Raw genomic sequence first — 14,299 nt, forward strand, 5'->3', positions numbered from 1 at the left:
CGTTGATCATGAAGTTGTTGCCACCCGGCGCGGCGTGTCGTGGCAACAACTTCATGATCAACCCGGGTGGGGGTGGGGGTGGGGGTTTTCAGCAGGGTGGGGGATCGGCGGGTGGGGGTAGGTGTTGGCCGCGTCGGCGTAGCTCTTCGGGGAGCAGTTCGCGGAGTTGCTCGGGGAGGAACGGCAGGTCGAGCAGCGTCATCTTCAACTGGTTGCGCTCCTGGTAACGCAACGGGTCGAAGCGGACCACGAGACCGGCATCGCGGCGGTACGAGATGTCCACCGTCCCCTCCGTCGCCGCGTCGCGGAACACCAACCCGTCCATCTCCACGACCACCGGCGACGAGTTGGGCTGCAACTCCAACCGGATCTTCTCGTCCGGGGAGAGCACCACCGCCCGGGAGATGCCGGCCATCGGCGCCGCCGGCGTGATCACCACCGAGTCCGCCGCCGGGGAGATCAGTGGACCACCGGCGGCATAGCTGTACGCCGTCGAGCCGATCGGAGTGCTGACCACCACGGCGTCGCTGCGGTAGTAGCCGTACTGCTGGCCGTCGATGGCGAGTGTGACGCTGACGAAGCCGGCGCCCGGCTGGCGAACCAACGCGATGTCGTTGAACGCCACGATGTCGTCACCGCAGACGTCGCAGGCGAGGCAGGCGTGCGACTCGATGGTGAAGTCCTTCGACAGCAGCCGACCCAGCGCTTCGGGCAACTCCGGCGGCTCGACCTCGACGAGAAACCCCAGACGACCCAGGTGTACGCCGAGCACCGGCTTGGGGTCGCGGATGGCGGAGCGCAGCGCACCCAGCATGGTGCCGTCACCGCCGATGCTGATCAACGCGTCGGCGCGGGCCGCGACCTCTTCCGCCGGCACCGGCTCGACGGCGGACGGGACACGGTGCTGGTCCTCCTCGCGCACCATCAGCGTCTTGTGGTTGCGCGTCGCCCACCGCTCGATGATCCCGACCACCTCGGTGACATCCCGGGTGGGGTGCAGCACAAGTCCCAGCCCCGACACCCGTACAGCTCATCACATCGGTGGCGGGCGCACCCGGCGTACGCCGAAGGTGTGCCGGCGGCCCGCGGACCGCCGGCACACCTCGCCGCCGTCAGGGGCGGGGCTGACCGGTGAGGTGGGTCAACGAGCGGGCGACCAGGTCATCGCGGGCCGCCGGAGGCAGACCCTCCAACCCGAAGCCCAGATACACCGTGTCCCCGGTGACCACCACCGAACCCTCCTCGAACGCCTGCTGGCTGCGCGACCAGTCGTTGGCGTTGCCCGCGGAGCCGGGCGGCGGGCCGGCCACCGTCCAGCCACCCAGGTCGGCCGACTCGAACGAGGTCTCCGCCACGGTCGACCCGTCGACAAGCACCCGGGCGTCGTCCAGGAAGACACCGAGCCCCTGGGTGCCCCAGTCCGAGGCGTACGTGATCGACACCTCGACCTGCTTGCCGGCGTAGCCGGACAGGTCGACCACGAACTCCTTCCAGCCACCCGACGACCCGGTCGCCGCGTTCCAGCTGCCGGTGCTCCCGGTGGGGGAGCAGTCGGCGCCCTGGTAGTGCGCGAGGAACGGGTGCAACTGCTCCACCCAACCTTCGGCGCAGCTGTCGCCGGTGACAGTGCCGGTCTTGCCGTTGACGTCCGGCAGGGTCGTCCAGTCGTCGCTGCCCACCTCGTGCGCCTCGACGAACATGAAGTCCCAGTCCTGCTCGATGTCGTAGGAGGTGAAGAAGCGCAACTCCGCGCTGCTCGCCCCGGTGAGGTCCACCGTGCGCGTGAGCCGCTTGTACGACTCGTCGGTCTGCCCGCTGTACAGGTACCACTCACCGGTGCGCGGATCGAACGGCGCACCGCCCGGTCGGGTCCAGCCCACCGGTGCGGAACTGGCGAACTGCGGGAACTCGTCCGGCGGCAGGAAGCTCGACGTGGTCAGGAACGACGCGGTGTGCGTCTGGTTCTCCGCCGAGCCCGAAGCGTTCAGCTGCCCGGTGAAGCCGGTGAACGCCGCGTCGGTCCCGGCGACCGGGAACGGTTCCCCCGCCGGGCTGGTTCCGCCGTCGCTGACGTAGGTGTGCGCGCCCAGCCAGTACTGCTGGAAGTCGTTCAGCAGCGGCAGACAACTGGCGGCCCCGGCGTCGGTGCACTCCGGTGGCGCGTCCGGGTGATAGACGTACGAACCGTTGGCACCCTGCGCGAACAACGCGTACTGGCCACTGACCAGCAGTTTGCCGCCCTCGTTCAGGTAGTCCCGAACGGCCAGCTCGGTCTCCAGGGTCGCCCTGGCCGCCGTGCCGGCCACCTGACCCGGGGAGCGCAGGATCACGTCGTCGCCGGTCTCCCAGACCACCGCCTGGTAGTGCGACAGCACGCCCAGCGGATGCGGCGCCTTGCGGCCCATGACGTCGAAGTCGTACACGTCGCTGCTGCGCCCGGCGGCGCTCAGCGACGCCGCGACCTCGTCGGCGTACTTCGCGGTGCTGCCGGTCTGCGCCGGGCTGAGGCCGGTGACGTCCTCCATGGCGAGGACCAGCACGTCACCGCCGATGTCGTTGTGCACCCGATAGGTGAAGTGTTCGCTGGCCACCACCCCGGCACGCGGTTTGTTCCCGGTGAACCAGACCTCCACCCGGTCGCCCGGCTTCGCGCCGCGGACCGTGCCCCGTAGCTCGGCGTAGTAGTCGTCGTGCGTGTCGCCGTACCGTTCGCCGCCGCGCCACTCGCGGACCGCGACAGTCTTCGGCCGCCCACCGTTGACCATGTAGTGCATCCGCACGTTCTTCAGCGCCCGACGGGTGATCGAGGCGACCTGCTGGGTGCGCCCGTACGAGATGTCGAAGGCGTCCACCACGAAGTCCGGGGTGCTCCGACCAACCACCGACACCGGCTCGTCCGGGTCCGCCGCGGACTTGGCAACCGCCAGCGCGAACGGCAGGTTCTTGCCCACCTCGCCGGCGATCAGCGCCTCGTCGTCCGGGAAGATGAAACCGCTGACGCAGTCCTCCGGACGCCACTGGTCGTCCGGGTCGACGGCCGACGCGGCCTCGCAGGTGGACATCTCCGGGGTGAAGCCCAGCGTGCCGTACTTGACGGTGGCGTGGCTGTCGGTGTCACCGTTGGTGGTGTACAGCTCCGCGGAGATGTCCGGGTCGTAGCCGGGCACGGCCGGGTGCGCGTCGTCCCCGGCCATCGCCTTGTAGATCTCGTCGTCCGGGGTGGGGGTGCTCACCTGCCAGCCGACGCCGTAGAGCAGCAGCTCGGCCGCCGAGTGGTAGTTGACGAAGAACTCGAACCCGACCCGCTTGAAGAGCCGGTCCAGGGCCACCGTCTCCGGCTCCGAGTTCGGGCCCGGACCCCGGTAGGTCTCACTGTTCGGCTCCGGCGACGAGCCCTCGTTGTCGTACCCCCACTTGTAGCTGAAGTTGCGGTTCAGGTCGACGCCGTCGCCGGAGCTGATCTGCCCGTCACCGTTGTTGTCCCGCAGGTTCTTGCGCCACAACCGGTTGCCGGGGGTGAAGGTGAAGTCGTAGCCGTCCGGGTTGGCGACCGGCAGGAACCACAGCTCGGTCGTGTTCAGGAGTTGGGTGATCTCCGGGTCCGTGCCGTAGCTGTCCAGCACGTGGTGCATGAGTCGGCGGGTCATCTCCGGCGTGATCCACTCGCGGGCGTGCTGCGCACCGGCATAGAGCACCGCCGGCCGCTTGCCGTCCTCGACGGTCCGCGCGTTCTTGGTGACCTTCACCGCGACGATCGGCTGCCCCTGCTGGCTGCGACCGATCGTCTGCACCTTGGTCAGCTTCGGATACCGGGCCGCGGTGGCGTTCAGCTCGTCGCGCAGGCCGCCCGGCTCACCGTAGGGGCGGAAACTCGTCCAGCCGGCCGCGGCCTGCTCCCGCAGCGCCTGCGACGCGTCCTTGCCGCGAACCTTCTTCACCGACAGCGGTACGCCCTTGTCGGTCAACCGCTTCGCCTGCCGTCGGCTGAGCACCGTCTCGACCGTCGTCCGGCCGGCCGAGTCCATCTTCGCGTCGTGGCCGAGGTCGACCCCCGCCGCGCGCAGCTGCTCCCGCTGTTTCGCGTCGACGGTGCCGACGTACACCTCCAGGCCGTCGCGGGCGCCCGGGTCGGACGGTGGCCGCGCGCTGGCCGGTGGGGTGAGTGCCAGTGCGCCGAGCAGGGTGACCACGCTGGCGATCGCCAGTCGTCTCGGTCTCATCGCGCCTCCTTGGGTGAAGGACCTGTAGGCGCGAGCCTTCGGTGCGGCGTGATCGATGTCAATCGGTCGATGGGCGTGAGGTGGCTGACCGTGTCGGTGTCGGTGCCGCTTGTGATGGGTGCAGTCGGATTGGCGACCTGGGTGCCTTGACGATGAGAGTGCGGCGCTGCCGCGACCGGCCAGGTCGTGGTGTCTCGTGAGTCAGGTGCGACCCATCCAGGTCATCAGGGACAGCTTCGGCTGTCGCGTCGCCGACGACGCTCGCTCGCGGTCGTCACCCTCGACGACCGCCTGTTTCCACTGGTCAACTACTCCATCGAGCACCAAGTCGAAGCCACTAACGTCGTCGACGGCAACGCGTTCGAGTTCCGCTGGGTCCTCGGCAGGGAAATGTCCAAGTCGCCTCTACGCGCGGGACGATCGACCTTTCCCCGATTCCGCCGGTGCATATCCTCAAGACTTCCGGGAATCGTCGGTGTCCAGTTCCGTCAGGACCGACCTCTGACAGCGGGCGTGGCTCGCTCGCGTTCGTGCTCGGCTGCCTCACCTTTCGATGAGATCGACGGGCGGCGCTGGACGACACATCCTGCCGGATGTGACCCGGCCTGCGCTTGCGGAAGCCGCGCCGCCGGTATCGACGGGACACGGAGTTTAGGTCTTGGTTGCTCAGCCGATCCAGCGCTTCCGGCAACTCCGGAGGCTCGACCTCCACCGGGAAGCCCCAGGCGCCCAAGGGTGCACCGAGCACCCGCCTCGGGCCACGGGGGCAGTTCATCACACCTGTGCCGGATCCGCAGCCGTATCGGATGGTGTGGCCACGGTTGGGGGGTGACGTAGCGACACCAGGACCCAATCCGTGACCTGTCCGTGATGTCCTCGTTGCGTACAGGTGAGCACATGCATGTGGGATGTCGAGGGGGCGTCGTGACACGCCTCGCTGGCGAGGTGGTTCCGAGGCCCGGGGGGACGATCCCGAGCGATGACCGGGGCGGACGCGGTCGCCGTCCCGCTTGGACGCCGCAGTCAGGCCGCCATCGGGCCGGTGTCGCGGTCGGCCGGGCGTCTGAGGGCGCGCGCTTGCGGCAGCACCTCAGCGACGTGCTGCGGCGCTATCCGGTGACCGCCGTCATTGTGGCGCCGTACGCCGTGCTGATCGTGCCGATGGCCGTGACGAACGACAACCCCGAGACGGGATTCATCCTGCGCGTGCTCGCCATGGCCCTGGCCGGGACGGTGACGCTGGAGACGGTGGCGCTGTTGGTGGCGCGTCCCTCGCCCGGGTGGCAAAAGGCGTTGTGGCGAGCCAACTCGCGGTTCCCCCACATCTACCTCCTCGCCCGCCTGGTGGCAGCGGTGAGCATCGCCGCAGATTTCACCGGAGCGTATGCCGGCCGTGGCACGATCGTGAGCCAGGTGACCAGCGCGGGACCCTCATCGCTTGCCAACTTGACCTCGTTGGTTGTGGGCTGGAAGTTTCTGGCCTTCGCGCTTTTGCTGGCGAGCTTCCTCGGTGGCCGCACTGGGCGCCGCGGCGTATATGCCTGGACACTCGCCCTAGTCGGTGCCCAACTCGCGGTTGCCTCGTTCACCGCGATCCTGGCTCCGATGCTCGGATACCTTTTCTTCGTGGCGAGCGTCGGCGCCCTTTGTGGTGTGTTCCGCGTTCGCCTGCTGTTGGTCGCCGCTGCGGTGCTCTTCCTTGCCTGGCCGACGATGTTCGCGTTGCGCAATGACCTCCGCGTGGACCGCGGGGTTGCGGTATCCCAGGACAGTTCGGCGATAGAGCGGCTCCGCGTCGATGCTCAATTGGCTCAGGTGGCCACCATCGACGTGCCGGTCGATCTGCATCAGCCCGGACTGAAGGACTATGTTTGGTACGGTCTCGTGCCCCGGCTGGTCGACCCAGATCGCCCGCCAATCACCACTGGATCTGACATAAACCAGTACCTGGGCGGCGGCGCTGGCTCGTCTTACAACTTCCTCGCCCTCGGAAACATCTACTTCTTCAGCGGGCCAGTTGGTGTGGTGGCCTTCCACGTTTGCTGGGCACTGGTCGCAGTGATCCTGCTGCGCTGGCGACGGGCGCCCGGACCGGCCCGGCTCTCCGTGCTGAGCTTCGCAATGGGGGGCCCGCTACTCTGGTCGAGCACCTACCCCGACGCGATGATCGCATTTTTGCAGTACATGGTCTCGGCGTTGCCAGTGTTCGCTGTGCTCCTAGCGACCCGGACGCGTAGCGGTGCGCGCAACACACTGCAGGGGCGGACCTTCGATCACGGCGGGATGCCAACCTGGCCGGTGCGATGAAATTCGGGGCGCCCACCTGGCCCGGCATCCAGCGCCTGCTCCGGCGGTTGACCAGCGGACGGGCGTCCCGCGCGCTGGTCGTCGGCGGCCTCTCCAGCGCCGGCAACCTGCTGCTCTCGGTGACCATCGCCCGTCAGGAGACGGTGGCCGGAGTCGGGTGGTTCGCGATCGCCTTCTCGTTGTACATCCTCGCCTCCGGCCTGACCCGGGCGGTGGTGACCGACGCCGTTCTGGCCTCAGATGCGGTGACCGCGGCGGCAAATGAGGGCTCCCGCCGGGCGATCGCGGTCGGTGCCGTTGCCGCGCTCCCCATTTTGGCGGCGGCGGTCGCCACCGGCTCGCCCTACCTGCTCGTGTCCGGTGTGGCCTTGCCAGGGCTCGTGCTCTACGACTACACCAAGGCGGTCAGTCTCGGCGTCGGCCGGCCGAGACTGGCCTGTGGGCAGGAACTGCTGTGGGCCACATTGACCGTCCTGGCAGTGCTGCTGGGTCTGTTCCGGTTCGTGAGTCCTGCGGCGGTGTTCGCGATCTGGGCCGCTGCGGGCGCCCTGCTCGGCGGCCTGGCAGCGTGGCATCAGGGATACGGCGTAGTGCCGGCGTGGCGGATGAACCCTGACGAGACGAGGCTTGCGGTGAGCTTCGGCGCGCAGTTTCTCGTCACCACCGGGTCGGCCCACCTTGCGCTGACCGTGACAGCCGTAGGAGCCGGGGCCGCCGTGGTCGGGGCATTGAGCGCTGGTCGCACCATGCTTGGACCCGTCAATCTACTGCTCGGCACCGCTGGTGCGCTGATGATTCCTTATCTGTCACGGTCGCGGGAGGCACCGGGATCGGTCCGGATTCGGCTCGCCGTACGGGTGACGGCAATCGTCACGGGCTGCACCGCGCCGCTCGCCGTCGCGGTCGCGCTCCTGCCCGACGGGGCCGGCCTACGGCTGCTGGGGCGGAACTGGGAGAGCGCTCAGCCGCTCCTGGCGGCGCTGGCGTTGGAGAGTCTGCTGACCGTGGCCGCGACGGTCGCGTTCGCCGGGCATCGAGTCGAGCGTGCGGGTCCCCGCGCGCTGCTTCTCGGCACACTGCTTGGAGTTACACGGGTTCCCGCCGTGCTCGGGGGAGCGCTCTTATTCGGCGCCGGTGGCGCTGCCACCGTGATGGTGGTGATGGCGCTGGCGAGTGCGTTGATCTGGTGGTGGAGCTATGTGACGCTGCTCCGCCGGGTCGAAACGGTTAGGCCCGTGGCGCAGCCGGTCTGAGGGGTGGCGGGCACCGTTCTGCTTACCCCGCCGGCGGGGAGGTGGCGAGGGCTGCTCGTACCCGCTCGACGATCACCTTGAGGTCGGTGTCCGTGAGGTCAGCGTATGTCGGCAGGTTAATCCCGCGCCGGCCTAGGTCGGTGGACACTGGTTGAGCGCGGCTGTCACCGCCGTAGGCAGGCAATGCCGAAACCGGTACGAAGAAGGGCCTGGTCTCCACCCCGAGCCGGTCCAACTCCCGCGCAAGTCGGTCCCGCGCGACCTCGTCGCCCTCCGCACCGACCAGAAACGACGCCATCCATGGCGCTCGTCGCACTGCTTCAGCCACCGGCTGGCTGTGTAACGACGAACCCGCCAGCTCGCGTTCATACGCGCCGATGACCTGCTCCCGCTCGGCGATGATGTCATCGGCGCGAGAGAGTTGGGCGCAGAGGAGCGCGGCGGCAAGATTTGTCATGCGGTAGTTGAAGCCGATGACTGGGAACCAGTAGCGGCGCTGCGGATCCATGCCCTGGTTGCGGAGCAGCCGCATGCGGTCGGCCAAGGCGCGATCCGACGTGGTGATGCAGCCACCCTCACCGCAGGTGATCACCTTGTTGCCAAAGAAGGAGAAGGTGCTCACGTCAGCCAGCGAGCCGGTCGGCCGACCGTTGAGGTACGCCCCGAACGACTCGGCCGCGTCAGCGACCAGCAGTAGACCGTGTCGCGAGCAGATCTTCCGCAGGACCGGGTAATCGGCGGGATGACCATAAAGGTCAACCGCGATGACGGCGCGGGTCCGCGGGCCGACCGCAGCCGACACCTGTTCCGGGTCGATGCACCAGGTGTCGGGGCGCACGTCCACGAGCACCGGCCGCGCGCCGCAGTAGGTGACCGCGTTGGCGGTGGCCACGTAGGTCAGAGCCGGCACGATCACCTCGTCGCCGGGACCGATCCCAGCGGCCGCAAGTACCAGGTGCAGTGCGACAGTGCCATTGCTCGTGGCGACGGTGTCGGTCACGTCGCAGCGGGCGCTGAACTCCTCCTCCAACCGGCGCAGATACGGTCCCTGTGAGGAGATCCAGCCACTTCTCAACGCATCGAGCAGATAACGCTCCTCCAACCCGGAGAGGCTCGGGCTGGCCACCGGGTAGCGTGACTCGTTAGTCATCCTGACCCCCCCCTGCCGGCGGTGTCGGCGATGAAGGCGGATCGGGGGATTGAGCCATGTCGGCCAGCGGCAACCCACTCCAACACCGCCGCGTAATCCCGGGCCGTGTCAACCCAGGTTCGTCCGGCCAGCCGACGGCCAGCGCGCACTGAGGCGGCGGCGTAGTACCCCCGGTCGGCGAGCACGTGCCTCACCGCGTCAGCCAACGATAAGGGGTCGGTCGGCGAGAACATGCCAGCCTCGCCGTCGACGAACTCCAATTGGGCCCGCAGCGGCTCGACGTCCGCGCAGACCAGCGGCAGTCCCCAGCTGAACGCCTCGAAGGCCGGACCACTGGCTGCCTCCCAGAGTGATGGCATGACCATCGCGGTGGCGCGGGCGTACAGCGCGTGCAGTTCGGTGGTGGACACGTAGCCCGGGAAGTGGACCCGACCCCGCAGGTCGGGCTCCGAGATGCGCGTGAGTAGGCGACTGGCCTCCGGTTCGAGCAATGGACCGGGGCAGACCAACCGGTACTCCGGGAGCAGGGCCATCGCTTCCAGCAGGGTCCGATGGTTCTTGTGCGGTCCTGTGGACGACGGGTACACCAGCAGGTCGGCCTCCGGGGCGGCGTGGGACCTGTCCGGGGCCGCCTGAAAGGTCGGTGGCGGGATCAGGACGGTCTTGTCGCCTGCCTCCGGGAAGGCGTCGCGAACCTGCCGGTAGGGGTGCGGCCAGGACACCACGACGGCGGCTGCACGGGCCACGTTCTCGCGGATTACCGCAGCATAGCCTGGTGAGCCGAACTCGGGGTGCAGGTGCCGCAGGTCGTGCACGACCACGACGTTGAGGCCATCCCCGGCCGGTACGCAGTGGAACGGGTGCAACGTCACGCCCGCGTCATCCGGATCCGCGCCCCGAGCGCGTTGCCGGATCGTATTGATCGCGCGGCGTACGGTCAGCGAGGAGTGCACCCGTCGCGGAACGCACCGCCGCAGCAGGTCACCGACCCGGTTGTCGGTCCGCAGGGCCAGAGTGGCTTCGGACCAGGCGAGACGGGCATCCGGAACCAGTTGGCGCCAGCTGCCCACGGTGCCCCGCCGAACGGTCACCGCGAGGTCATGGTCGGTACCTTCGGCGAGGCCGTTAAGCAGCCCGGCCGTGAACGTCGCGACGCCCGCCGAGTGGCCTGGCCGAATGGGGGTGGCCTCGACCCGGACCCTCATCGATCCACCCGGACGAGCCGGCCCATCCGCTCGTCCTCGAGCAGTTGCCGGTCCGCGTCCACCATGACGCGCACGAGGTCCGTGAAGAGGGTCTTTGGCGCCCAACCGAGGCTCTGTCGCGCCTTGCGGTAGTCGCCGATGAGAGCGTCAACCTCCGCAGGACGGAAGTAGATCGGGTCGGTCACCACGTACTTCTGCCAATCCAGGCCCACGTGGCCAAAGGCGGTTGCGACGAACTCACGCACAGTGTGGCCCTCACCGGTAGCAACAACGTAGTCGTTGGGCTTGTCCTGCTGCAGGGCCAGCCACATCGCCTCGACGTACTCAGGTGCGTAGCCCCAGTCTCGGATGGCGTCCAGGTTGCCGAGGTAGAGCTTGTCCTGAATACCCGCCTCGATCCGGGCCACTGCGCGAGTGATCTTGCGGGTGACGAAGTTCTCGCCGCGTCGAGGGCTCTCGTGGTTGAACAGGATGCCGTTGGCGCAATACATCCCGTACGACTCTCGGTAGTTTACCGCCGACCAGTAGGCGTAGACCTTGGCGCAGGCGTACGGGCTGCGCGGGTGGAACGGGGTGTCCTCGTGTTGCGGCGGCGGGGTTGACCCGAACATCTCTGAAGACGACGCCTGGTAGAAGCGGCAGTTCACGTCGGCCACTCGGGCTGCCTCAAGCATCCGGATCGCCCCGACACCAGTGACGTCCGCCGTGTAGCCGGGAATGTCGAAGGAGACTCGCACGTGGCTCTGAGCCCCCAGGTTATAAACCTCGTCGGGTTGGATGTCGCGCAGCAGCGAGGTCAGCGAGCCGGGGTCGGCGAGATCGCTGTAGTGCAGGAACAAGCGCGCGTCCGGATGTCGGGGATGAAGGTCCAGTCCATCGATGCGTTCGGTGTTGAAGCTGGACGACCGCCGCTTGATTCCGTGAACCGTGTAGCCCTTGTTGAGCAGGAGCTCCGACAGGTAGCTGCCATCTTGGCCGGTGATCCCGGTGATCAGTGCTACGCGTCCCATGCTGTGCCTCTCATGACTGGAATGTGACTCGATTCCGGTGTGTCGTCCTGGTTCTCGCTCGAACGCAGGAGTCGGGCCGGAACGCCGACAACGACGCTGTCGGCGGGTACGTCGCGGATTACGACCGCGCCGGCGCCGACCAGGGCCCCGGTCCCGATGGAGATGCCGTCGATGACTGTCGCGCCCGCTCCGATGGTCACGCCGGCTCCGATGCTGGTGGAGCCGGCCACGGTGGAGCCCGGGAGCAGCGTGACGAAGTCTCCGAGCGTCGAGTCGTGCCCCACGCTGGCCTTTGTGCCGATGTGGACATGCCGGCCGAGCGCGACGTCTGTGGTGAGGATCGCGCCCGGCCACAACACACATCCGTCGTCGAGCGAAGTCCGGGGGCCTACCACCGCCGCCGGGTGCACTAGCGACGTCGTGGGCCGGCCAAGTCGGCCCGCGCTGCGGTCCAGCCGTGCCCGGATGCGGCCGGAGCCGACCCCGATGACGTATTGGACGGCGGCCGGCGCCTGTGTCAGCCAGTCGTCGTCGCCAAGCCACGGCGCTGGCAGGGGACGGATCTCAGCGGGCCGGGGACCCACGCACCCCAACACCCGATATGCGCCGAGACACTCGGCGATCGAGATCACCTCCCGGGCGTGGCCTGACGAGCCGAGCACGACGAGATCGACGCTGCGTTCACCACCAGCGGGCATCGCGGGAAGGCTGTCGTTCCTGGTCCCCATGTCTTCCTTATACAGGTTGCAATCTGCGCTTAACGAACTTTCATTTATAAATGCCCCAAAGATGGAGGAATAGCTGAGCGGAGCCTTCAAAGGAAGTCAGCGATTACGTCGGCGATCCGCTCGCCAGCCCGTCCGTCCCACAGCGGGGGGGTACGTGGAGCTCGCTGCGGCCGGTCGAGTGCCGCCCGCACCGATACCGCCAAGCCGGCCCGGTCTACCAGTTGGTTCGTGCCATAGGTGATGGTTACGGGTCGTTCCGTGTCTGGCCGCAGGGTCAGGCACGGGATGCCGAGCACAGTGGTCTCCTCCTGGACGCCACCGGAGTCCGTGATTACCGCGGCTGCGCCCCGCACCAGGCTGAGGAACTCCACGTAGCCCATCGGATCCACCACCCGCACCCGGGGGTGGTCGAACATGCCTGACGCCGCGAGGCTGGCCCGTCCCCGAGGGTGCACCGGCATGACGACCGGCAACAGGTCGGCCGAGGCATGTACTGCCTTCGTGAGTTCAGCGGCATCACCAGCATCGTCCACATTGCTCGGACGGTGCAGCGTCGTGACGAGGTAGCGCTCAGGCAGCCGCAGTGCCGCGCGGATTCGGGCCGCGTCTAACCGGTCGAGGTTGACCATTAGGGTGTCGATCATCGGGTTGCCGACGAAGTGAATCCGGTCGGCGGCCACACCCTCGTTCGCGAGGTGCGCCACCGCGTCCGGGCTGGTGGCGAAGAGTATCTCCGCCAGTCGGTCGGTCACCAGGCGGTTGATCTCCTCCGGCATGGCCCGGTTGAAGCTGCGTAGGCCGGCCTCGACATGCGCGAGGGGAATTTGTAGCTTGGCGGCGACGAGTGCCGCCGCCAGAGTGGAGTTGACGTCTCCGTAGACCACGACGAGCCGGGGCTCCTCCTTCGACAGAAGGCGCTCAAGGCCGGTCATGATGGTTCCGGTCTGGACGGCGTGACTGCCCGAGCCCACACCAAGATTGACGTCCGGCTCTGGCAAGCCGAGCTGTCGGAAGAAGACGTCGGACATCTGCTCGTCGTAGTGCTGGCCGGTGTGCACCAACCGCTGGTCGACGCCGTGCTCCCGCAGGGCGTGGACGACCGGTGCGGCCTTCGGGAAGTTCGGCCGCGCGCCGGTGACGTGCAGGACCTGAACGGACATGCAGATCTCCTCGGTGTTGGTGCCGTCAGGCGCCGATCAGACGCTTCTGCAGCGGCAGTGTCTCGATCTCCCAGACAAACTCCGTCCGACCGACTTCGTGGCAGTGCTCGGCATGGGCCTGGACGGCCGGGATGTCGGCGGCCAACCGGATCAGCAGGTCCCGGATTGGGGCGACTTCCACGGGAATGGTCCAGCCCAGCCGGTGGCGCTTGACCAGCGCGCGGTTCTCGGCGAGGTTCCCGGCGATTACCGGCCGGCCGGCTACCACACCCTCGAAGATCTTGTTCGAGAGCGAGTCGTTGGCCGCATCGACGGCCTCGTACAGCGCGGTACCGATGTGCGAGCGCTGGTAGCAGGTAGGCACCTCGCCGGTGGCGCAGGCCTCTTCCAGGGCAATGTAATCACCAGCCTCTGCGGCGTCGATCCGATCGCGTAGCAACTGCCGGTACTCCTTGCCTGCCGGTCCGGTGATGGTGAGTCGCACCGGCGCGCCGGCCGCCCGGGCGGCGACCACGGCATCGATTAGCACCTCGATGCCCCGCCCGGGGTAGAGGCTGCCGACGCAGGCGAGGCGCAGATCGGGGCCCGACGGCGGCGATGTGTAGCGCGGCGCGAAAGAGGCTAGCGGCACGTTCCGGACCACAAGCACGTCCTTGACGCCGAGCTCGCGAAACCGATCGGCGTGACTGTCGCAGACCGCCACTACGGTGAAGTTGTGTCGACGCGCGGCGCGGCGGAGCATCCATGGTTCGACCCGGGAGAACCAGGTGGCCAGCGAGCCTTTGGTGCGTACGCCGCCTGGCATTTCGCGGCTGCTGATGATCACTTCGCTGCCCCAGCGGCGGCGGTGAGCGATGCCGAGCCAGAACAGGGCGATCTGGCCGACGAAGATCGTCCGGGCCGGGGTGGCGAGGACCCGTCGACGCAGCTGCCAGATCGCTGGTAGATACCTGAGTAGTAGGTTCCGGACGGAGGCGGCGACGTTTCGCCGGTCGTCGATCTCTCGAACCGGCAGATTCTCCACGTCGACGCCGTCGATGCAGGAGCGGCCCGGAGTGTCGCTCATGCCCAGTCGGCCCACCCGGGCCAGGGTGACCGCGCGAACCTCGCCCGGCCTGCCGGGCGCGACGGTGGCCGCGATCTTCCGGGTCCTGGTGGAGTGGCGGTATGGCACCAGGTCGCACAGCAGCACGGTGGTTCGGGTGGGTGTTGTCATCGTGATTTCTGATCCTGTCAGGGGGTTGCGGCAGTTCGACGCCGTTGGCG

The 14,299-nt window shown here is 68.0% G+C and carries 10 protein-coding genes; 2 read left to right on the top strand and 8 right to left on the bottom strand.

Going from position 1 to position 14,299, the window contains the following annotated elements; all coding sequences use genetic code 11:
* Nucleotides 1–88: 88 nt before the first annotated feature.
* Together QSK15_RS11250 and QSK15_RS11255 are read right to left on the bottom strand one after the other, a co-directional pair.
* Nucleotides 89–1,012, bottom strand: a complete 924-nt coding sequence (locus tag QSK15_RS11250) for an NAD(+)/NADH kinase (RefSeq protein WP_377620943.1) — start codon at nt 1,010–1,012, stop codon at nt 89–91.
* A gap of 100 nt (nt 1,013–1,112) precedes the next feature.
* The gene (locus QSK15_RS11255; protein WP_285794110.1) at nt 1,113–4,220 is read right to left on the bottom strand and encodes a M14 family metallopeptidase; all 3,108 of its coding nucleotides are present in this window, start codon (nt 4,218–4,220) and stop codon (nt 1,113–1,115) included.
* Between the two features lie 1,077 nt (nt 4,221–5,297).
* Between QSK15_RS11255 and QSK15_RS11265 the strand changes: the two genes are divergently transcribed.
* Together QSK15_RS11265 and QSK15_RS11270 are read left to right on the top strand one after the other, a co-directional pair.
* Nucleotides 5,298–6,527: a hypothetical protein gene (locus QSK15_RS11265; protein WP_285794111.1), complete on the top strand. Its 1,230-nt coding sequence runs from the start codon at nt 5,298–5,300 to the stop codon at nt 6,525–6,527.
* Between the two features lie 47 nt (nt 6,528–6,574).
* Entirely contained in the window at nt 6,575–7,780 is a 1,206-nt protein-coding gene (locus tag QSK15_RS11270) for an MATE family efflux transporter (RefSeq protein ID WP_285794112.1), read from the top strand.
* 22 nt (nt 7,781–7,802) lie between these two features.
* Here the strand turns inward: QSK15_RS11270 and QSK15_RS11275 are convergent, their stop codons facing one another.
* The 6 genes from QSK15_RS11275 to QSK15_RS11300 form a co-directional block, all read right to left on the bottom strand.
* Nucleotides 7,803–8,882, bottom strand: a complete 1,080-nt coding sequence (locus QSK15_RS11275) for a DegT/DnrJ/EryC1/StrS family aminotransferase (protein WP_285794113.1) — start codon at nt 8,880–8,882, stop codon at nt 7,803–7,805.
* Nucleotides 8,883–8,926: 44 nt separating this feature from the next.
* Nucleotides 8,927–10,021, bottom strand: a complete 1,095-nt coding sequence (locus QSK15_RS11280; protein WP_285794114.1) for a glycosyltransferase — start codon at nt 10,019–10,021, stop codon at nt 8,927–8,929.
* Between the two features lie 110 nt (nt 10,022–10,131).
* Nucleotides 10,132–11,145 carry a GDP-mannose 4,6-dehydratase gene (gene gmd / locus QSK15_RS11285; protein ID WP_285794115.1) on the bottom strand — a complete coding sequence of 338 codons (1,014 nt, stop codon included), beginning with the start codon at nt 11,143–11,145 and terminating at the stop codon, nt 10,132–10,134.
* Complete coding sequence (locus QSK15_RS11290) at nt 11,133–11,843, bottom strand: acetyltransferase (RefSeq protein ID WP_285794116.1); 711 nt, start codon at nt 11,841–11,843, stop codon at nt 11,133–11,135. Before QSK15_RS11290 ends, gmd begins: the two co-directional genes overlap by 13 nt.
* A 116-nt stretch (nt 11,844–11,959) precedes the next feature.
* A complete protein-coding gene (gene wecB / locus QSK15_RS11295; protein ID WP_285794117.1) occupies nt 11,960–13,033 on the bottom strand; it encodes a non-hydrolyzing UDP-N-acetylglucosamine 2-epimerase in 1,074 nt (357 codons plus the stop codon).
* 25 nt (nt 13,034–13,058) lie between these two features.
* On the bottom strand, nt 13,059–14,249 hold the full coding sequence (locus QSK15_RS11300) for a glycosyltransferase (protein WP_285794118.1): 1,191 nt from the start codon (nt 14,247–14,249) through the stop codon (nt 13,059–13,061).
* Nucleotides 14,250–14,299: the final 50 nt, after the last annotated feature.

Source organism: Micromonospora sp. NBRC 107095, from assembly GCF_030269705.1.
In the GTDB taxonomy this organism is placed as follows: Bacteria; Actinomycetota; Actinomycetes; order Mycobacteriales; family Micromonosporaceae; genus Micromonospora; species Micromonospora parva.